At 43.0% G+C, this 20,220-nt stretch carries 18 protein-coding genes; 11 read left to right on the top strand and 7 right to left on the bottom strand.

The features are described 5' to 3' along the window. Positions 1–113: 113 nt before the first annotated feature. The gene (locus tag Q6344_04935; GenBank protein ID WLG14683.1) at positions 114–1,529 is read right to left on the bottom strand and encodes a GntP family permease; all 1,416 of its coding nucleotides are present in this window, start codon (positions 1,527–1,529) and stop codon (positions 114–116) included. A 347-nt stretch (positions 1,530–1,876) separates the two neighbouring features. On the opposite strand from Q6344_04935, the gene Q6344_04940 reads away from it, so the two are divergent. From Q6344_04940 to dcd, 8 genes are all read left to right on the top strand, one after another. Then, positions 1,877–2,590 carry a CoA transferase subunit A gene (locus Q6344_04940; GenBank protein ID WLG14684.1) on the top strand — a complete coding sequence of 238 codons (714 nt, stop codon included), beginning with the start codon at positions 1,877–1,879 and terminating at the stop codon, positions 2,588–2,590. A gap of 176 nt (positions 2,591–2,766) precedes the next feature. Next, positions 2,767–3,396, top strand: a complete 630-nt coding sequence (locus Q6344_04945) for a CoA transferase subunit B (protein ID WLG14685.1) — start codon at positions 2,767–2,769, stop codon at positions 3,394–3,396. Positions 3,397–3,457: 61 nt separating this feature from the next. Continuing rightward, positions 3,458–4,258 carry a 3-hydroxybutyrate dehydrogenase gene (locus tag Q6344_04950; GenBank protein WLG14686.1) on the top strand — a complete coding sequence of 267 codons (801 nt, stop codon included), beginning with the start codon at positions 3,458–3,460 and terminating at the stop codon, positions 4,256–4,258. Between the two features lie 171 nt (positions 4,259–4,429). After that, positions 4,430–5,782, top strand: a complete 1,353-nt coding sequence (gene mgtE, locus Q6344_04955) for a magnesium transporter (GenBank protein ID WLG14687.1) — start codon at positions 4,430–4,432, stop codon at positions 5,780–5,782. Between the two features lie 171 nt (positions 5,783–5,953). Further along, on the top strand, positions 5,954–7,177 hold the full coding sequence (gene apbC / locus Q6344_04960; protein WLG14688.1) for an iron-sulfur cluster carrier protein ApbC: 1,224 nt from the start codon (positions 5,954–5,956) through the stop codon (positions 7,175–7,177). A 176-nt stretch (positions 7,178–7,353) separates the two neighbouring features. Continuing rightward, on the top strand, positions 7,354–7,605 hold the full coding sequence (locus Q6344_04965) for a hypothetical protein (protein WLG14689.1): 252 nt from the start codon (positions 7,354–7,356) through the stop codon (positions 7,603–7,605). A gap of 105 nt (positions 7,606–7,710) precedes the next feature. Next, the gene (locus Q6344_04970) at positions 7,711–8,859 is read left to right on the top strand and encodes a DUF2804 domain-containing protein (protein WLG14690.1); all 1,149 of its coding nucleotides are present in this window, start codon (positions 7,711–7,713) and stop codon (positions 8,857–8,859) included. A gap of 136 nt (positions 8,860–8,995) precedes the next feature. Further along, complete coding sequence (gene dcd / locus Q6344_04975; protein ID WLG14691.1) at positions 8,996–9,571, top strand: dCTP deaminase; 576 nt, start codon at positions 8,996–8,998, stop codon at positions 9,569–9,571. 107 nt (positions 9,572–9,678) lie between these two features. Here the strand turns inward: dcd and Q6344_04980 are convergent, their stop codons facing one another. The 6 genes from Q6344_04980 to Q6344_05005 all read right to left on the bottom strand — a co-directional run bounded on the left by Q6344_04980 (position 9,679) and on the right by Q6344_05005 (position 16,125). Next, a complete protein-coding gene (locus Q6344_04980) occupies positions 9,679–10,116 on the bottom strand; it encodes a ClpXP protease specificity-enhancing factor (protein ID WLG14692.1) in 438 nt (145 codons plus the stop codon). Positions 10,117–10,370: 254 nt separating this feature from the next. After that, positions 10,371–10,985 (bottom strand): glutathione S-transferase N-terminal domain-containing protein, encoded by a 615-nt coding sequence (locus Q6344_04985; GenBank protein WLG14693.1) that lies wholly within the window; start codon positions 10,983–10,985, stop codon positions 10,371–10,373. Positions 10,986–11,181: 196 nt separating this feature from the next. Then, positions 11,182–11,898, bottom strand: a complete 717-nt coding sequence (locus tag Q6344_04990; GenBank protein ID WLG14694.1) for a cytochrome c1 — start codon at positions 11,896–11,898, stop codon at positions 11,182–11,184. Next, on the bottom strand, positions 11,898–13,103 hold the full coding sequence (locus Q6344_04995) for a cytochrome bc complex cytochrome b subunit (protein WLG15147.1): 1,206 nt from the start codon (positions 13,101–13,103) through the stop codon (positions 11,898–11,900). Before Q6344_04995 ends, Q6344_04990 begins: the two co-directional genes overlap by 1 nt. Positions 13,104–13,125: 22 nt before the next feature. Continuing rightward, on the bottom strand, positions 13,126–13,710 hold the full coding sequence (gene petA / locus Q6344_05000) for a ubiquinol-cytochrome c reductase iron-sulfur subunit (protein WLG14695.1): 585 nt from the start codon (positions 13,708–13,710) through the stop codon (positions 13,126–13,128). 471 nt (positions 13,711–14,181) lie between these two features. Then, on the bottom strand, positions 14,182–16,125 hold the full coding sequence (locus tag Q6344_05005; protein WLG14696.1) for an ATP-binding cassette domain-containing protein: 1,944 nt from the start codon (positions 16,123–16,125) through the stop codon (positions 14,182–14,184). A 241-nt stretch (positions 16,126–16,366) separates the two neighbouring features. On the opposite strand from Q6344_05005, the gene Q6344_05010 reads away from it, so the two are divergent. From Q6344_05010 to Q6344_05020, 3 genes are all read left to right on the top strand, one after another. Then, on the top strand, positions 16,367–16,639 hold the full coding sequence (locus tag Q6344_05010; GenBank protein ID WLG14697.1) for a SlyX family protein: 273 nt from the start codon (positions 16,367–16,369) through the stop codon (positions 16,637–16,639). Between the two features lie 206 nt (positions 16,640–16,845). Next, positions 16,846–18,240 carry an outer membrane protein transport protein gene (locus Q6344_05015; GenBank protein ID WLG14698.1) on the top strand — a complete coding sequence of 465 codons (1,395 nt, stop codon included), beginning with the start codon at positions 16,846–16,848 and terminating at the stop codon, positions 18,238–18,240. A 406-nt stretch (positions 18,241–18,646) separates the two neighbouring features. Continuing rightward, positions 18,647–20,053 (top strand): hypothetical protein, encoded by a 1,407-nt coding sequence (locus Q6344_05020; GenBank protein WLG14699.1) that lies wholly within the window; start codon positions 18,647–18,649, stop codon positions 20,051–20,053. Positions 20,054–20,220 lie beyond the last annotated feature (167 nt).

The raw sequence follows: 20,220 nt of genomic DNA on the forward strand, positions 1-20,220 counted from the left end.
AAAGCGTCCATAAAAAACCCACCAAGCAATCGCTTAGTGGGCTCTTCGGTATCAAGCAATAATCGTTAAATTTAATTATCTTTAAGGTTTAATAAATACCTCATTTCAGGACATTAGAACGAGCCAAATATCGTCCCTAAAATGATAACGGCGACCACAGCAATAAGTGGAATCACCATCGTTACCATGGCGACGTTTAGATAAGACTGCTTATGGGTCAAACCACAAATCGCAAGTAAGGTGATGACCGCGCCACTATGCGGTAACGTATCCAAACCACCCGCTGCCATCACAGCAACACGGTGCATGAGCTCTGGGTCAATACCCGCTGCGACCGCCATTCTTAAATAGTCTTCACCCAACGTAGAGAGGGCAATGCTTAAACCTCCAGATGACGAGCCAGTAATACCAGCCAGCGTGGTCATCGCCACCGCTTCTGAGATTAAAGGATTGTCAGGCGTTAGATTTAAGATACTATCACGAATGATAAGGAAGCCTGCTAACGAGGCGATAACCGCGCCGTAACCAACTTCTGAGGCGGTATTAAAAATAGGCAACATCGAATCATAAGTACCACGGTTGATGGTTTTTTGCAGATTATTCCAATGACCGATACGTAACAAAATTAACACCGCACAAGCCACGACTAACGAGATGATAATTGACCATAAACCCAGTGAGCCTGCGATATTTAGATCAGGAAACTGAGCTTGTAAGCCGCTAAAATCCACTGATGGAAAGACAGCGTAAGTTAATAAAGCATTTAAGCCAATGACCAACACCAGTGGAATCATAGCAATGGTAAATGAGGTGTGATGCGTATTTAATACCTCAGCTTCTTTTTTAGCTGCGCCAACGCCGCCCACATCCTCTTCGTCATGCTGACCATAGCCTTCGCCTGCTGCATTGGCTTTTCTGGCGCGTGATTGTAGCCATAACCAACCGCAAATAAACATGATGGTGCCGCCGATAATACCCAAGATAGGCGCGGCAAAAACGTTGGTATTATAGTAAGGAATCGGAATGGCGTTTTGAATGGCAGGCGTACCTGGCAATGCCGTCATCGTAAAGGTGAATGAGCCTAAGGCAATCGCTGCCGGAATCAAGCGCTTAGGAATATCAGCGGCTTTAAACAAGTCTTTGGCGATTGGGTAAATAGCAAATGCCACGACAAATAACGAGACGCCACCATAGGTTAAAATGGCACAAACTAAGATAACCGCTAAGATGGCTTTGCTAGCACCAAGCTTTTCGACCACAGTTTTGGCAATCGCGGTCGCCGCACCAGAGTCTGCCATCAAACGCCCAAATAGTGCACCCAGCAAGAATATAGGGAAAAACTTAAGTAAGAATCCACTTAGCGCCCCCATAAAGACATCGGTATAGGCAGGAATTGTGCTTAAAAAATCACCTGATAATAGTACGGCTAATGTCGCCATAATCGGTGCTAATATCAGCACGGAATAACCGCGATAAGCAAAAAACATCAATAATAATAAAGTAATGACAATAGCAAAGGTACTAAACATGATCGCCCTCCTTGGCAAAGTTCAATCAGCGAGTATGCAGAGCATAGTGATATTGGTCAATAAAATTACTTAAAATAGGCAATATTTGATATTTTATTAAACATAAATCCTGTTTTAATAAGATATTGACCCATCATATATACCGCTACTGCGCTGGCTTGTATATTCCTATGGTTATTCTCTTCTCGCTACGAGAATAATATGGTAAGTTAGCACAAGATTTTTAATTATGATATATCGATAGAAATTGTATTAATATAAATATGGAAATATTGAGTGATATCACCCACTCATAATCATTGATGATAGAAGTTAATAACAAAAAATAGACTTGCAAGGAGATAAGCATGAGTCAATCAAAAGTATATAGCAGTGCCGAAGAAGCGCTAAAAGGTATCGTCAGCGATGGACAAACACTCGCTATCGGTGGTTTTGGTCTGTGCGGTATTCCGGAAGCGTTAATCGCCGCATTGCGTGATAGTGGTGTTAAAGGGTTAACTTGCATCAGTAATAACGCTGGGGTCGATGACTTCGGCTTAGGGTTGCTATTACAAACGCGGCAGATTAAAAAAATGATTTCATCTTATGTCGGTGAAAATAAAGAATTTGAGCGTCAATACTTGGCAGGCGAGTTAGAAGTTGAATTAACGCCGCAAGGGACGTTAGCGGAAAAACTACGTTCGGGCGGTGCTGGTATTCCTGCTTTCTATACCGCAACTGGCGTTGGTACACTAGTCGCTGAAGGCAAAGAAACCCGTGATTTTGACGGTCGTACTTATATACTTGAGCATTCATTGCGCGCTGATGTGTCATTAATCAAAGCGCAAAAAGCGGACAAAGCGGGCAATTTAATTTTTAACAAGACGGCGCGTAACTTTAATCCAGATTGCGCCATGGCAGGCAAAATTACCATTGTTGAAGTCGAAGAAATCGTAGAGACGGGCACCTTTGATCCTGATGACGTGCACCTGCCGGGTATCTTTGTGCAGCGTATCGTCTTGAATAGTAATCCTGAAAAGCGTATTGAAAAGACTACGACTAAAGCAGTCGAAAGCGCTTAGTTAAAGGCTTTATAGGATTTTTTAAAGTGTTAAATTAATAATAGAATATTGTAATACTATTCCTAAAAATTTGAGTGGCAAGGAAAACGAGTGAAAGTGCTACATCTAGTAGACTAAGTGAGTTTGACACCGCTCATCATATTTTTTGGGGTCGTTATAAAAATAAGGAAGTTATCATGGCATGGACAAGAGAGCAGATGGCACAGCGTGCCGCACAAGAGCTACAAGACGGCTATTACGTAAACCTAGGTATTGGACTACCAACCCTAGTCGCCAATTATATCCCTAAAGATGTCGATGTTTGGCTACAGTCTGAAAATGGTCTATTAGGTATTGGCGAGTTTCCGACGGCAGAAAATGTCGATGCAGACTTGATTAATGCGGGTAAACAAACCGTCACTGCCGAAGCGGGTGCCAGTTATTTTAGTAGCTCAGAGTCGTTTGCGATGATTCGAGGCGGTCATGTTAATCTTGCGATATTGGGTGCGATGGAAGTGTCAGAAAAAGGCGATTTGGCCAACTGGATGATTCCTAAGAAAATGGTTAAAGGCATGGGCGGTGCGATGGATCTAGTCGCTGGCGTGCAGCGCGTGATTGTTTTAATGGAACAAGTCAATAAACACGGCGAGCCAAAAATCCTTGCCAATTGCGAGCTACCATTGACGGGCAAAGGGGTGGTTGATCGGATTATTACCGAACTTGCTGTACTAGATGTTACTGACAACGGTCTAAAGCTAGTTGAGCTGGCAGAAGGTGTTAGCTTTGATGAGCTACAAGAAAAAACGCCAGTGAGCATTGCTCAATAAGCTTGTTAGATATATTTGGCACAAACCTCTAAAAAACCTATTTGATAATGGACTATAAAATATGGCGACCACATTACAACAAGATTTGACCGGCAAAGTGGCATTGGTCACAGGCGCTGCCAGCGGTATCGGACGTGATATCGCTGAAACTTATGCCAAAGCAGGCGCAGCGGTTGGTATTGCTGATATTAATCTTGAAGCAGCTCAGAAAACTGTTGATTCTATTGAAGCGGCAGGCGGACGCGCACTGGCCATTGCCATGGATGTGACTTCAGAGGAGGCGGTAAACGCTGGTGTGCAGCAGCTTGTCGATACCTTTGGTGCTATTGATATTCTCGTCTCCAATGCTGGTATTCAGATTATCGATCCGATTCATAAAATGGCGTTTGATGATTGGAAAAAGATGCTTGCTATTCATTTGGATGGGGCATTTTTGACCACCAAAGCGGCGATACAGCACATGTATAAAGATGACAAAGGCGGTACGGTCATTTATATGGGGTCAGTCCATTCGCATGAAGCATCCATGTTTAAGGCGCCTTACGTCACAGCGAAACATGGGTTACTTGGGCTGTGCCGTGTGTTGGCCAAAGAAGGCGCTGAGCATAATGTACGCACGCATGTAATTTGCCCAGGGTTTGTCAAAACGCCATTGGTCGAAAAGCAAATTCCGCAACAAGCGGCCGAAAAAGGCATTAGCGAAGAATCTGTAGTCAATGATATTATGTTGGTCAATACGGTAGATAAAGAATTCACGACCGTCGATGATATTGCCCAATTGGCATTGTTTTTGGCAGCATTCCCGAGCAATGTATTCACAGGTCAGTCTATCGTTGCCAGTCATGGTTGGTTTATGAATTAACAGAGTGGTCAATGAATAGGTTCGCGGGCTGTTTGGTTGGTTTAAGAATCATGGGCTTGCTAATAAAAGACCAATCCATTAGCATCTAGTTTTATATTAATTTGAGCCAATTAGATTGGCTCTTTTTTATGAGCGCTTGAATAGCGTTTCGGGTCGCACGGAGTAAGTATAATGAATGATAAGGATTTTGCAAAAACGCTTGCAGCAAAATTAAGCCGTGCTATCGAACAACAGCAGTTTGAGCAATCAATCAATCAACTTCAAAATTTGCGCCCGATTGATATTGCCGATGTTCTAGCACTCATGGAGCCAAATCTTGCATGGCAGCTACTTGAGCATCTGCCCAATCGTTCTACCGTGTTCTCCTATTTAGAAACGGATATTCAGGTTGCCCTTGCCTATGTATTTCCTCGGGCTGCATTAGCAAAGATAGTAGGCGAGATGCCCGCAGATGAGCGTACCGACTTATATAAGCACCTCAATCAGGAGCAGCGGGATGCTTTGTTACCCGCATTGGCACAGGCACAACGTGAAGATATTCGTAAGTTATCTGCCTATGAGGAGCGCACTGCTGGTGCGTTGATGACGTCTGATTATGCGACTTTAGCTGCTCATATGACCGTCTCTGAGGCATTGGCAGTACTGCGCCTAGAAGCACCTGATGCCGAGACTATTTATCATGCTTATGTGATTGATGACGAGCGTAAGTTATTAGGCGTTGTCTCTTTACGAGTACTTATTTTAGCGGCTCCTGAACAGCTGATTAATGACATTATGATGAGTAAAGTAGTGTCTTGTAATGTCAATGATGATCAAGAAGACGTTGCGAAAGTCGTGGCTCGCTATGACTTAATTGCGCTGCCTATTACCGATGATAGTGGTGCTTTGGTCGGTATTGTTACCCACGACGATGCGATGGATGTGGCGAGTGATGAGGCAACCGATGATTTCCATAAGTCGGGCGGTGTCTCGACCATGGTTGGCAAATTAAAGGACGTAAGCGTTCGAGTGTTATACCGTAAGCGCGTATTCTGGCTAGTGTTTTTGGTATTTGGCAACTTGCTCTCAGGCTTTAGTATTGCAAAATTTGAAGATGTGATTGCCGCCAATTTGGTATTGGTGTTCTTTTTGCCTTTATTGGTCGACAGTGGTGGTAACGCTGGCTCGCAGTCAGCGACCTTGATGGTGCGAGCTTTGGCGACTGGCGATGTGGTCATGCGTGACTGGTTTTCATTATTGGGTCGAGAGGCAGTGGTTGCGTTGATGCTTGGGGCGACGATGGCGGTGGCTATCTCAATCATCGGTTATGTACGTGGTGATGCAGTGGTGTCGTTAGTGCTGGCACTGAGTATGATGTCGGTGGTGATGATTGGTTGTGTGATTGGTATGAGCTTACCTTTTGTGCTTAATAAATTGGGTTTTGATCCTGCCACTGCCAGTGCACCTTTGATTACCTCTGTCTGTGATGCCTCGGGTGTGCTTATTTATTTGTTTATTGCTTCACAGTTTTTATCTATCGGTTAACGCTGCTATAAAGCCTAGTCCTACTAGCGTTGTGGTTTTTTTATAGTGGCAATTCAGCTACACTGTCACTATAAAAGGTCTGGCTAACACGCTCACGAGCGGTATTGTTCACGATAGTATTCGCTGAGTTTTTGCCATGCCCACTCACTTGTATAGGCAGTAATAGTCGCTATGTTTAACTTTATGAAGAAAACCTCCACCAAAAAATCAGAAACACCAGAGCAGCGAGCAGAGCGCGATAGTGCCGTGGACAAGGTGCTGCTTGGTTATGAGGTAGGTACTGTCAGTATTGCCACCATGGTAACGGGGCTAGAGCGTGATGGTGACCAGCTCACCTTAGACTTGCGTCTACCCGTAAATAGTAATCCTGAAATTATCCAACAAGAACTTGGGCAACTGTTACATCCACACGGGATCAAGACTATTCATATGAATGTTCGTCTGCCCGCACCGACGAAAGGCTCGGGGTCAAGTCTGCCAAAAGCAATGCCAAAAACCACTAATGCCATGGACAATCAACATAAACCAGCGGCAAATGCTGATAGCAATACTACTGTTGAACCACCAATTACTAAAGCCGCGCCGACACAAGCGTCACTCGCCGCGCATCCGCGTATTCGTCATATTATCGTCGTGGCGTCGGGTAAAGGCGGTGTTGGTAAATCCACTACCACGGTCAACATTGCTTTGGCATTACAAAAGCTAGGCAACCGTGTTGGCGTACTTGATGCCGATATTTATGGTCCTAGTATGCCAACGATGCTGGGCGTCGATAATGTCAAACCTGAGCTGGAAAACGAGCAGTTTGTTCCTATCAATGCGCACGGCATGGCAATGCTATCGATTGGTAGCTTACTCGATGGTGACAATACGCCTGTCGCATGGCGCGGACCAAAAGCCACTGGTGCGCTGATGCAACTGTATAATCAAACCAACTGGCCGCAGCTGGATTACTTAGTGATTGATATGCCACCGGGTACGGGCGATATTCAGTTGACATTAGCTCAGCGTATTCCCGTGACGGGTGCCGTGATTGTTACGACGCCGCAGCATATTGCCTTACTTGATGCGCAAAAAGGCATTGAGATGTTTAACAAAACCAATATCCCAGTACTCGGCGTGGTCGAAAACATGGCACTGCATACCTGTAGCAACTGTAATCATACCGAAGCTATCTTTGGCACAGGTGGCGGCGAAAAAATTGCTGAGCAATATCAGGTGCCGCTGTTAGGTCAGTTGCCATTGGCCAGCGGTATTCGTGCACAAGTGGATAAAGGTGAGCCAAGCGTATTAGCCGATGACGAGTTTGCGCCGTACTATCTTAGCATTGCTAAAAATATCGAAGCCAATATTAATAAATTCGCCAAGCCTGTCGATGATAAACGTATTTTTTAATAGTTTTATAACGGTTCTCGATGATTTTTAGCGATAGCTAAATAGCCTAAGTATAAAAAATTGCAAGGATTTGGGTTTTAAAAAGGGAATATTGTGAGCTTATCGATTTATCAACGACATTTAGATAATATTCCCAAACAGTATAATCTCCTAAATTATTCCGCCCGCCGTTATACGTGATTGATCTCTCAAACAATCAAGTCATTGCCGTTTGCTACTATAAAGATGGAAGTAGCAAACGGCATCAAGTTAATGATGACTTTAGTAATCGCCGCATGGTGATTGCTGATTTTTTTAAAGCGGTACAAGCGCTAGCCAATTTACTACTTAAATTTCCTAAGCATCCGTTTGGAATAAGTGCTTTTGCAGTAGTCAATGTCTCTGAAGAATTGGCAGATGGATTGCAGATGATAGAAAAAAGCGATTAGAGAAGCAAATTGGGTGGCGTCCGCAAAGACAAAAAGAAGAGTCGTAAGTACCACCGTCAGCTACCAAGGACAGCTAATCTCACAATGATATTTGGCTAGGATGCCATGACTATGAATAAAAACTTTAATAACCAAGATCAGCAACAACTATCTACCAGCAGTAAGCCAGTTGCTCTCAATGAGCTGATTAAAAACGGTCAGCCTACTTTTGGCATCTTTGCTCACGTTAAAAATATCAACTATTTGGACTACTACAGTCATCTTATTTCGCAAAAGACGCTGCCAAACTGGCGCAAAGAGTTAAAAGCCAATCAATTCTGTTTTATTCAAATTATCCAGCCGCCTTATCGGGTTTGTCTGGCATTGGCAACGATTAAGTTGGCAACCAGTGCCTTTGTTTATCTTTATAACGATGAGACTAAGCAGTTAGAGGTTTGTGAAGCATTGCAGCCGTTGACGCGGCAAACACAGTTAGAAGGCGATTGCTATCAAGGGAAAATGGCATTTACCCATAGTAATCTCACATTAACATTGGATTTTACGCCTTCACAAATCGCAGTAGCATTGGACAGTAAACACATTACGCTTGATGCGACGCTACAGCGGCAAGCAGTGCCATTAGCAGTCTGCACACCAACGGGCAGGCGCGGCTGGACCTTCACCCAAAAAGAACCGTTGACGGGTATATCTGGTTGTTTGCTTATTAAAGCCCATTCAAAATTTAACACTGATGCTCAAGCCAAACAAATCCACTTTTCCGAAACGACTATCGCCAATCTCGATTGGACGCTTGGTTATATGCGTCACAAGACCAATTGGTTTTGGAGTTGTATCAATAGTTATTTGCCAGACGGTCGTCATTTTGTCCTAAATCTAGCGATGGGCGTCAATGAAACAGGGGTTAGCGAAAATGCGTGCTGGCTGGATGGGCAGATTTATTATTTACCGCCTGTGATGTTTGTCCGTGATGGTTCAAATTTGCCAGTTAATGGGCAAGATGATAATGCTAAAACCATAGATAATACGCGACAGCCTTGGCGCATCTATCATCAAAACCTAGGCTGGAGCAATGTTGATATTGACTTAACCTTCACGCCGATAACCGTTTATAAAAAGACGGATAACTTTGGTGTGCTTGCCAGTATATTTGAGCAATGGCTTGGCTTTTATAGTGGTGAGATTCGTGTAAAAGATGACGTGATTAAAATCGATAAGATAACGGGCTTAGCAGAAGATCATTTCGCAAAATGGTAGGCGGTTGTCATGTTGATTGTAGATTTATATTAAACGCAGGCAAGCCTATAAATTGAGCGCTCAATTCCGTATAATCGTCGCTATCAAAATACCGTTCATATCGTAAATTTTATTTTATAGCTGCTAAGGAACAACAATGTCTATCAAGTCTGACCGCTGGATTCGTAAAATGGCTGAAGAACACGGCATGATTGAGCCGTTTGAAGCGGGCCAAGTACGTTTTAATGATGCAGGCGAGCGTTTGGTTAGCTACGGTACGTCAAGCTATGGTTATGATGTACGCTGCGCGCCTGAATTTAAAGTTTTTACCAACGTTCATTCAGTGATTGTAGATCCAAAAAACTTTGATGAAAAAAGCTTTATTGATGTTATCGGTGACGAGTGCATTATTCCGCCAAACTCGTTTGCGCTAGCACGCACCATGGAATATTTCCGCATTCCACGCGATGTATTGACGATCTGTCTTGGTAAATCAACGTATGCCCGTTGCGGAATTATCGTCAACGTGACGCCGCTGGAGCCTGAGTGGGAAGGGCATGTCACTTTGGAATTTAGTAATACCACCAATCTACCAGCACGTATTTATGCAGGCGAAGGGGTGGCACAAATGCTGTTTTTCCAAAGTGATGCTGATGACGTATGTGAAACCAGCTATAAAGATCGCGGCGGTAAGTATCAAGGTCAACGTGGCGTGACATTGCCAAGAACCTAGTAATCTTATATGCTAACTGAAAGTGCACAATGATAAATCTTTTAGATTAATCACAAAAAGGCTGACCGTATATAATACGACCAGCCTTTTTTATACCGAAAAATTGACTATTTCAACACTTTTAAACCAGCTTTATTATCACGTTTGGCTTTAGGTGTCGCAGTAGGGCTCTTCTGTGAGCTTACTATCGCATCATCTTCAGGTTGATAGTTGTCATATTCATTGGGGTCAAAAAACATCCCTTGCGAGTTTTCCTTCGCATAAATACCTAACACCGACGTCATTGGTACCCAAATCTCTTGTGACACGCCGCCAAAACGCGCACTAAAATGAATATAATCATTTTCCATACTCATATTACCAGTCGCACGGCTGGCGATATTCAATACGATACGACCATCTTGCACGTGTTCCCTTGGAATCTGTACGTTTTCGGCAGTGGCATCAACCATCAGGTAAGGCGTTAGTTGATTGTCTTCTATCCACTGATAAAGTGCGCGCACCATATAAGGACGTGTTGGGGTAATAGAGGTGGTTTCGCTCATCTAAGGGTTTCCTATACTGATAATTTGAAGATAATAACTTAAAGGTATTTTGTTGTTTTCTATTTTAAGACAGCGGTTAAGCATTGTCTAGGGCGTGTCCTGATTTTGAAAATGGTGATAAAAATTGCAGCCAAACAAGGAAAGTAGTGCTGATAATATCTAAATATAAGCAAGTTACTTTGACACAGTTTGACAAAGATTTAGTCATTTTGGCCCATTTAAGGTTTAATGCTCAGATTGAGGGTACACCCTAATTAACGCACACTTTTTTGAAAGCTAGTACGCTCAAAGACCCGCTGTTGATAATCAAATAAAGGGCGACTAATCGCACGTGGCAGCTCAATTCCCATTTCTTCAAGTCGCCATAACAAAGGTGCTAACAATACATCACACCAGCCAAAATCATCTGCCATAAAATAAGGTTTATGAGCAAACAGTGGTGACAACGTAATCAGAGAATCGCTTAACTGTTTTTTCGCAATAGCAGCTTGTGCTTTATTAAAGCTATTAGGGTGCATGAGTAGACGCTTACCGAGTACCAGCCAATCGTGCTGAATACGCCAAGCCAGCTGGCGAAATTGGGCACGCTCTTGCGGGGTATCTGGCAGTAGCTTGTTTGTATGGTAACGCTCTTCAAGATACTCAAAGATAACGTTGATCTCATACAGTGCGATTTCACGTTGTTGCAGAACAGGCAAGGTGTGATAGGGATTCAGCTCGGTTAAATCTTCAGGCCGTTCAGAGTGCAAGCGTGATAGATAATAGGCAAGCTTTTTTTCCTCAAGCAATAGGCGCACTACATGACTGTCGTAGCCGTCATCAGCGTATAAAATCAGCTGACTACTTGGAATGTCGTTCGCATCAATCATGAAAGCCTAATGTTAATAGTAAAGCCTATCATCGTAAACAAAGTTGCCCTGATTATCAAGGCAAGGTACGTAAACATTGCGGGTGAGCCTTGTTTTAAATAATGGTTCAGTGTTTTCTAGTCTTTTAAGAGACAAAAAAAGGCACTACCAGAGTAGTGCCCTTTTTTTCGATAAAAATATATTTTTTAATACTTAATTATTTTACATCTTTCCAGAATTCTTTGTTCAATAAGTAAACTGGAATGAGTAATACTAATAAGAATAAAATTACAAAGAAGCCAATCACTTGACGGTCATGACGGTTAGGCTCTGCCATCCACGCCATAAAGTTAACCAAATCACCCACTTCGGATTCAAACTCTTCAGCACTCAGCTCTTCTTGCATATTATGCAATACATGAGGCATCGCCGCATTGGCAAGTACTAAGTTATTGGCACCCCAAGGACGGCTTGGGTCTTCATAAAACGATAACAGGTAAGTATATACCCAGTCATCGCCACGTAGTCTGGTCTCAAGTGATAAGTCTGGTGGTGCTGCGCCAAACCATGATGCTTGTACTTCAGGATCAATTTCAGCATTGATATGATCACCGATTTGATCGGTGGTGACCATCAAATACTTTTCGACCAACTCAGGTGGTATCTCTAAATCTTTAGCAATGCGCGAGTGACGAACATACTGGGCAGAGTGACAACCAGCACAGTAGTTCATAAAGATTTTCGCACCGTTTTGTAGCGAGCCCTTATTGGTAAAATCAATAGGGGCAGTACTACAAGCTAAATGTTCTTCAACACCCTCAGCATTGGTGAATGTACCACATCCACCGCCACCAGCTGCCAGTGCAGTACCAGCCGTCAAGGTTAATGCCGCGCCTAAGCCTAGACCCGCTAGGGATTTAATTAGCGTGTTCATTAGTGACCTCCGGTAACGCGTTCTGGTGGCTGTTTACACTTCTCAATAGAGGTATAAATTGGCATCAGTAAGAAAAACAAGAAATACAAGACAGTGAAGATACGAGCCATCAATGTTGCTGTTGGTGTCGTTGGCGTCGCGCCTAAGTAACCTAAAACTAAGAAACTAATCGCAAACACGGTTAAAGCAATTTTAGATAAAATGCCTTTATAACGTATAGAGCGTACAGGCGATCTGTCTAACCATGGTATCAAGAATAGTACGGCAATCGCACCACCCATCGCAATCACACCACCCAACTTGTCAGGAACCGCACGTAAAATGGCATAGAATGGCGTGTAATACCATACTGGTGCAATGTGTGCTGGTGTTTTCAATGAATTCGCTGTCTCAAAGTTTGGTGGCTCAAGGAAGAATCCGCCGCCTTCTGGGAAGAAGAATACCACTGCAAAGAACAAGATAAAGAAGACCACGATACCAATCATATCGTGTACTGTGTAGTACGGATGGAATTCAATACCATCTAACGGCACACCATTTTTATCTTTTAGCTTCTTGATATCAATACCATCAGGGTTGTTCGAACCCACATGGTGTAGCGCTACAATATGCATGAATACTAAGCCCACAAGTACGAGCGGGATAGCAACCACATGTAGAGCAAAGAAGCGGTTTAGGGTGATACCTGAGATAATATAATCACCACGTACCCATTCTGCAAGCCCATCACCAATCACAGGTAGAGCAGCAGGAAGGTTCAAGATAACCTGTGCACCCCAAAATGACATATTGCCCCAAGGAAGTAGGTAACCGAAGAAACCTTCTGCCATCAATGCTAAGTAAATACCCATACCGATAAGCCAAATAAGCTCACGTGGTTTCTGGTATGAACCATATAGCAGTGCTCTAAACATATGCAGATATACGACCACAAAGAACGCAGATGCGCCAGTTGAGTGCATATAACGGATGAGCCAACCACCTTTGACATCGCGCATGATGTATTCAACAGATGCAAATGCCCCTTCGGCACTTGGGTTGTACATCATGGTCAGCCAAATACCTGTTACCAATTGGTTAACCAATACCACCATTGATAACACGCCAAAAAAGTACCAAAAATTAAAGTTTTTTGGTGCATAGTACTTTGACATATGGTATTCATAGGTTTCGGTCGCTGGAAAGCGTGCGTCCACCCAATGCATTAACTTTTTACCCATGCTCATATTAAGCCTCCCCAATCGTCAAGATGGTACCATCCATGTTGTAATCTGGGACAGGTAAGTTAAGCGGTGCAGGAACGCCACTATAAACGCGACCCGCCAAGTCATATTTAGACCCGTGGCATGGGCAGAAAAATCCGCCATACCAATCATTACCACCCAAGTCAGCCGCGCCAACATCAGGACGGTAGTTTGGTGCACAACCTAAATGTGTACAGACGCCTTCTACTACCAAGACTTCTGGTGAGATAGAGCGTTCTGGATTTTTACAGTATTCAGGTTGTAATGATGCATCAGATTCAGGGTCAGACAGTAAAGGTTTTACTGACGCTAAAGTCGCTAGCATGTCTTCTGTGCGTTTGACCACAAAAATGGGTTTACCGCGATATTTGACAACGATCATCTGTCCTGCTTCGATAGAACCAATATCTTGGGTCACTGCAGCCCCTGCAGCCTCAGCTTTAGCGCTTGGGTACCAAGAACGGACAAAAGGTGTTGCCACAGCAGCTACCCCAGCTGCACCAATCGCGGCAGTCGAGGCAATAAGAACTCTACGGCGTTGTACGTTAACGCCTTCGGCTTGGCTCATTAATACTTCCTCCAGGTGAATGAAATGGGATTATCCCACACTGGGTTTGTGGCTTAGAAAATGTACAATATCAAGCCACTTTGGCTGTGCCTAATTTTGCTAATTGTTGCTATTCTAAGCTATTTCGGTGATAAAATAAATTATTGCGTTAAAAATAAAGCAACCTTGATAGAACATACTCTAAGGTTGAATAGGAGAATTGATGCAAAATAGCTGCATTATCAATGTCTCACATAGATTTTTTGGCAAGGGTTATAAGCGTGATGACCTTATAATTAATAAGGATATTTTGCAATAGCGAATGATACTCGAAATTAAGGTAATGTTCACTAACTTTCACTATCTAACTACTATGTAAGTAGTCGTAAACCAATAATCACCGCTTTATAAGAACAAAACGGTGATTATTTCATTACTTTTTATGTCTTATCAAACTCCAAGTTTTATAAAACATCGCTTCAGTCGCTAACGTTAGCTCTCAAGCTCACTCCAACGCTCAAGCTTGCTCATCATCTCATCTTCAATCGTCAATAGGCGCTCACTGGCAGCAGTCGCTGCATTAACGTCAGTGGTGAACCAGGAGCCATCTGCTAATTTCTCTTGCAATTGGGCTTGTTCAGCTTCTAATGCAGCGATTTCTTTTGGCAAATTGTCCAGTTCACGCTGTTCATTGAAATTGAGCTTTTTGGCAGATTTGTTAGGTTTTGCTGCGGTTGTCTTATTGGTAACTTTACTGGCAGTATTTGCATTATTAGCTGGTGCTCTAGCAGCTTGTGCGGCTTGCTCACGGTTTTTTTGTACCAAGTATTCTTGATAACCACCGACATACTCTTTGACGATACCTTTGCCGTCTTCATCTTGGTCAAATACCCAAGTAGAGGTAACGACATTGTCCATAAATGAGCGGTCATGGCTGATGAGCAAAATCGTACCGCCAAAGCTGGCGACTGACTCTTCTAGTAGCTCAAGTGTCGCCATATCCAAGTCGTTGGTTGGCTCATCGAGTACCAGAATGTTGGCAGGCTTTAATAGCTGCTTGGCAAGTAATACGCGGTTACGCTCACCACCTGATAGTGCTTTGACAGGGGTACGCGCACGTTCTGGGGCAAATAAGAAATCTTGTAGATAGCTCATGATGTGTGTCTTGCGACCACCCACTTCGACGAAGTCTGAGCCTTCAGAGACGTTTTGCGCCACACTGGCTTCAAGGTCTAACTGATCGCGTAACTGGTCGAAGAAAGCGATTTTTAAGTTAGTGCCTAATTCAACACTACCAGTTTTGGTGACTTCATCATCAGACATATCGAGTAGGGCTTTAATCAGTGTGGTTTTACCCGCACCGTTGGGTCCGACAATACCGATTTTATCGCCGCGCATGATAGTGGTGGTAAAGTCATCAACCAATACGTTGCCATCATACTCAAGATGTAAGTTTTTGACTTTACAGACCAGCTTACCGCTTTTCTCGCCTTGACCCATCGTAATGTTCACATTACCCACTTGCTCACGGCGATCGCTACGCTCTTCACGTAAAGCTTTTAGCTCACGGACGCGGCCTTCGTTACGGGTACGACGGGCTTTGATACCTTGGCGAATCCATACTTCTTCTTGCGCCAGTTTTTTATCAAAGTTGGCATTATTTTTTTCCTCAGCCAATAACTGTAGCTCTTTGAGCTCTTGATAGCGGGCATAGCCACCTTCGCCTTGAGTGACGTCATAGCTGGTCAATTGACCACGATCTAGCTCAATGATGCGCGTCGATAGTTTATTAACGAATGCTCTATCGTGGGTGACAAACAATAATGTCAGGCCTTGCCAATCTAATAAAAAGCGCTCTAGCCATTCAATACTATCAACGTCTAAATGGTTGGTTGGTTCATCGAGCAGCAAGACATCAGGTTTGGTGACCAATGAGCGTGCTAGTAGTACACGGCGCTTACGCCCACCTGATAATGAAGACAAATCATCATCTGGATCCAGCCCCATGGTTTTGATCAGGCGGGTGGCTTCGCGCTCTAAATCCCAACCGTGTACCGCATCGATATCATGCTGCAAATCGGCCATACGCTCACAAGCATCCATGTCGCCATTAGCACATAAATCTGTTTGGGCATTGTAGTTGATAAGCAGCTCAGCCGTGCGGCTGCTACCACCCATAACGATGTCTAGGATACGTCCGCTTGTCTCGGGAACGTCTTGTTCTAGCATCGCAACGCGCACGCTGCTATTGATAATGACTTCGCCGCTATCAGGTTGTAAGGTGCCGTTAATTAGCTTAAATAAGGTGGATTTGCCTTCGCCATTACGGCCAATTAAACAGACACGTTCACCTGCTTCAATAGCAAAATCAATGCCATCAAGAACAGGAGCGACGCCAAAAGCGAGGTGGATATCTTTTAAATGTATCAGAGCCATAGAATATCTTAAGCTTATATAATAGTGAGGTAGGGGTTGCTGCAAAATTGCGAGCAGTATAACATGCCATCACGTGACTGTAGTGAGCGTAAATGATTTTATCCGCACTATTTATGACTTTTGTTCAAGGCTGCTATTTTATAAAGAGCATCGTCGTCTAATTGCTACTTTTTATCGGTCATCGAGCCATTTTATTAATGAATCCTACCAGTCTTATGTTTATGATAATTCAGAGAAAAATATGAATCAATTTAATCCTCAAGATAAGGCTCAGAACGAGGCTTTAGCTGTGCATGCTGACTTACAAACGCAACAAGTCATTGATTTACAGATGAGTATGGCGCATCTAGAGATGACAGTAGAGCGACTCGATGAGGTGATTGCGCGGCAAGATAAAGATATTCAGACATTACAACGACAGTTGCAGCTGATTTATAAACAAGTGGAAAGTCAGGATCCTGAAGGCGGCATTGCACCTTTTGATGTAATGGCAGAAAGACCCCCTCATTATTAATATCTGCAAAAACTAAATGGTTGAAAATTTATAACTATTATATCCGCATTGTGAGATACAGATACTGTTCAGTCATAATCAGGAAATAATGTGTTTTTGCAGTTGTTTTAATGTTCGAAAATCATTACTATCCTCCACCTCGGATGCTGCTTGCTTATTAAAATTAAGTAAAGTAGTAAAACAATGCGGACGTTTGGAGATACATAATGCGCGCAAATTTTCATTTGAAAACTCTCACAGTAGCTGTTGCTGCTCTTTCTATTGCTAGCGTTGCTAGTGCTGCTGGTCTTGATCGTTCAGGTCAAGATATCACTGCATTCTTACAAGATGGCACCTATGCCGAATCTGTTTATACTTATATCGATGCCGATGTGAGTGGTAAAGACTTGTCAGGCAATAAGCTCAATGATATCGCAGAGTCTTATGATTTTTTCCGTTATGGTGTAAAAGCAGATATTAACGACACGTTTAGCATCGGTATTTTATATGATGAGCCTTTTGGTGCCGCCGCTGATTATAACGGTCAAAACGATTTCGTTACCGACAGTGATCGTGACGCTATCATTCAAGACTTTACAAAAAACCCTAATATTACCGAAGCTTATGTCGATAACGTATTAATACCACAATTGCAAGGGGCGCTTGCTCCAGGTAATCCAGGTGGTTTAACTGCTGAGCAGTTACAAGCCGCTCAAGGTCAGCTTATTGGTCTTGAAGCCGCTAAAGGTCTAGCAGCAGTAGCCGGCGAAGCGACGCAAGTAGAAGTACGTACTGAGAGCATTACTGGTATTCTTGGTGCTAAATTTGGCGCTAACAAAGAGTTTCAAGCTTATGGTGGTCCAGTTGCTCAGCGCGTAAAGGCAGATGTAAAATTGCGCGGTGATGCATACAGTTCAGCCAAGGGTTATACCACTCACATCAGTAATGACCAAGACTATGGCTGGATCGCTGGTATGGCTTATAGCAAGCCTGAAATTGCACTTAAAGCTGCTTTGACGTATCGCTCTGAAATCAAGCACAATGCAAAAGCTTTTGAGACTTTTCCAATTGCTACGGCTGCAGGTGCTACCGCTGGCCTAGCGTTGCCGACTACCAGACATTCTGATATTGAAATCAACACACCAGAATCAGTCAACTTTGATTTCCAGACGGGTATCAATCCTACCATGCTAGCTACTGCGAAAGTCCGTTGGGTGCCTTGGAGTGATTTTGCTATCGTACCGTCACTATACAATGATGTCAGTAAAGTATCGACAAAAGATGATGAAGGCTTGGCATTAGTTAGTTACGATGAAGATCAATGGCAAGTTGAGCTAGGTCTCGCCAAGCGCATGACGCCAGCATTAGCAGTGACAGGTACTGTCGGTTGGGATAGTGGTGCTGGTAACCCTGTAACCTCGCTAGGCCCTATCGAAGGCTACTACAGTGCTGGTTTGGGTGCCAAGTACAATGTGACTGAAAACTGGGCAGTATCAGCTGGTGGTAAATACCTATGGTTCGGTGATGCTAAAGGCCAAATTCCGACTAAAGCCGTGGTTAGTAACTTTGAAGACAACGATGGTTTTGCACTTGGCGTGAAGCTTTCTTACCAAGCAAACTAATTTGATGTGTAATTTGCTAAATTATAAATCCATAGTCTAAATAATAAAAAGCGATCCTGATTGGGTCGCTTTTTTATGCCTAAAGTAAAGCAATTTCGACTTAGAGAGTTTTTTATTGAATATATTGGGCATTCTCAGAGGCTAAAATTAATGAACTATAGTTTAATTGTTGTATATAAGTGTTTATGCCTCGGCTCATAGTAAAACAATTGTTTAGATAATTGCTAACAAGATAAAACGATAACATTATAAAAGATAAAATAATTTCTTTTAAATATTGTTTTACGATTGAAAAGTCATTACTATCGAAAGCAGGACACCTTTTATGTAAAGCAATCTTGCGATTATTAATGTCGCTTATAGTTTATGTAAATGGTTAAACAACTGGGATGTTTGGAGATAAACAATGCGCGCTACTTTTCACTTAAAAACTCTTGCCGTAGCTATTGCTACTATTTCTGTAGCTACTATGACCAATGCTGCAGGTCTTGATCGTTCGGGTCAAGATGTCACAGCCTTCCTCCAAGATGGCACCTATGCTGAAGCTGTTTACACCTATATCGATGCTGACGTTAGTGGTTATGATAGTGCCAATAACGTTCCTAGCAACAATACCTATGTTAGAGGTGATAAGACTGGCGATATCGCTGAGTATTATGATTTTTTTCGTTATGGTGTAAAAACAGATATCAATGAAACCTTTAGTGTTGGTATCTTATATGATGAGCCCTTTGGCGCAGCAGCGCAATATACTGGCGACAACAATTTTGTGTCGAAAGGCGACCTTGATGCTTCTGTCGCTGCCATTACTAACAATCAAGCTCCCACTTATGCCGCAGCTTTGGCTGGAATAGGTGCGCTCACGCCAGGAGAAACGGCTGGAGTCTTGACAGATGAACAGCAAGCGCAGTTAGATGGTTTGCGTGGAGCAGTAGGTATCGCAAATGCTGAAGCAGCTAATGCAGGGGAAGGTACTAATGTTGAAGTACGTAGTAACAGCCTGACAGCTATTCTTGGGGCAAAATTTGGTGCCAATAAAGAGTTTCAAGTATACGGTGGTCCAGTTGCTCAGCGTATTGAGTCTGAAGTAAAATTACGAGGTTTGGCTTATGGTCCTGCTACTGGCTATACCTCACGTAACAGCCCTGATATGGACTATGGTTATATAGCTGGTATTGCCTATAGCAAACCTGAAATTGCCTTAAAAGCAGCGCTGACCTATCGCTCTGAAATCGACCACAACATGAAGATTGCTGAAAACTACCCGATTGCAGGTGCTTTAGCTGGTGATCCAGCTGCAGCCAATCGTACCAGTAATATGGAAATTACTACTCCTAAATCCGTAAACTTTGATTTTCAAACGGGTATTAACCCTACAACTTTAGCAACTGCAAAAGTGCGCTGGGTACCTTGGGGTGACTTTAAGATTACGCCACCATTATATAATGAAGTTAGTAAAAGATCTTATGGACCTGATGGTTTGAACTTGGTTGAGTACGAAGAGGATCAATGGCAAGTTGAGCTTGGTCTTGCCAAACGTGTTGCACCAGCACTTGCAATTAGTGGTACCGTTGGTTGGGATAGTGGTGCTGGCAACCCTGTCACTTCGTTAGGTCCTATCGAAGGTTATTACAGCGCTGGTTTGGGTGCAAAGTATAACGTGACAGAAAACTGGGCAGTATCAGCGGGTGGCAAATACTTATGGTTCGGTGATGCCCAAGGTGTGTTGCCAAGTGGTAAAATTGTTGGTGATTTTCAGGATAATGATGGATACATATTTGGTGTGAAATTGTCCTATCAAGATGTTAAATAGTGAGAAAATATCGAATATTAAGTGAACACTTGTTTTAATAAAATTGTATTCAGCACGATTGAAAAAGAGCAGCCCTTTGAGGCTGCTTTTTTTTAATTTTGTTTTTTATCAAAAAATACTACTGTTAATCAATGCTTTATATAGATTTCGAGAACTAAATGCAAGTT

Origin of the sequence: Psychrobacter cibarius, assembly GCA_030686115.1 — a bacterium.
GTDB lineage: Bacteria > Pseudomonadota > Gammaproteobacteria > Pseudomonadales > Moraxellaceae > Psychrobacter > Psychrobacter cibarius_C.

What these genes read in the sequence shown, in the direction of transcription:
- apbC (WLG14688.1), top strand. Translation starts at nt 5,954, where the DNA reads ATGTTTAACTTTATGAAGAAAACCTCCACCAAAAAATCAGAAACACCA.
- Q6344_04940 (WLG14684.1), top strand. Translation starts at nt 1,877, where the DNA reads ATGAGTCAATCAAAAGTATATAGCAGTGCCGAAGAAGCGCTAAAAGGT.
- petA (WLG14695.1), bottom strand. Translation starts at nt 13,710, where the DNA reads ATGAGCCAAGCCGAAGGCGTTAACGTACAACGCCGTAGAGTTCTTATT.
- Q6344_04945 (WLG14685.1), top strand. Translation starts at nt 2,767, where the DNA reads ATGGCATGGACAAGAGAGCAGATGGCACAGCGTGCCGCACAAGAGCTA.
- Q6344_04935 (WLG14683.1), bottom strand. Translation starts at nt 1,529, where the DNA reads ATGTTTAGTACCTTTGCTATTGTCATTACTTTATTATTATTGATGTTT.
- mgtE (WLG14687.1), top strand. Translation starts at nt 4,430, where the DNA reads ATGAATGATAAGGATTTTGCAAAAACGCTTGCAGCAAAATTAAGCCGT.
- Q6344_05005 (WLG14696.1), bottom strand. Translation starts at nt 16,125, where the DNA reads ATGGCTCTGATACATTTAAAAGATATCCACCTCGCTTTTGGCGTCGCT.
- Q6344_05020 (WLG14699.1), top strand. Translation starts at nt 18,647, where the DNA reads ATGCGCGCTACTTTTCACTTAAAAACTCTTGCCGTAGCTATTGCTACT.
- Q6344_04970 (WLG14690.1), top strand. Translation starts at nt 7,711, where the DNA reads ATGACTATGAATAAAAACTTTAATAACCAAGATCAGCAACAACTATCT.
- Q6344_04980 (WLG14692.1), bottom strand. Translation starts at nt 10,116, where the DNA reads ATGAGCGAAACCACCTCTATTACCCCAACACGTCCTTATATGGTGCGC.
- Q6344_05010 (WLG14697.1), top strand. Translation starts at nt 16,367, where the DNA reads ATGAATCAATTTAATCCTCAAGATAAGGCTCAGAACGAGGCTTTAGCT.
- Q6344_04985 (WLG14693.1), bottom strand. Translation starts at nt 10,985, where the DNA reads ATGATTGATGCGAACGACATTCCAAGTAGTCAGCTGATTTTATACGCT.
- dcd (WLG14691.1), top strand. Translation starts at nt 8,996, where the DNA reads ATGTCTATCAAGTCTGACCGCTGGATTCGTAAAATGGCTGAAGAACAC.
- Q6344_05015 (WLG14698.1), top strand. Translation starts at nt 16,846, where the DNA reads ATGCGCGCAAATTTTCATTTGAAAACTCTCACAGTAGCTGTTGCTGCT.
- Q6344_04995 (WLG15147.1), bottom strand. Translation starts at nt 13,103, where the DNA reads ATGCATTGGGTGGACGCACGCTTTCCAGCGACCGAAACCTATGAATAC.
- Q6344_04950 (WLG14686.1), top strand. Translation starts at nt 3,458, where the DNA reads ATGGCGACCACATTACAACAAGATTTGACCGGCAAAGTGGCATTGGTC.
- Q6344_04990 (WLG14694.1), bottom strand. Translation starts at nt 11,898, where the DNA reads ATGAACACGCTAATTAAATCCCTAGCGGGTCTAGGCTTAGGCGCGGCA.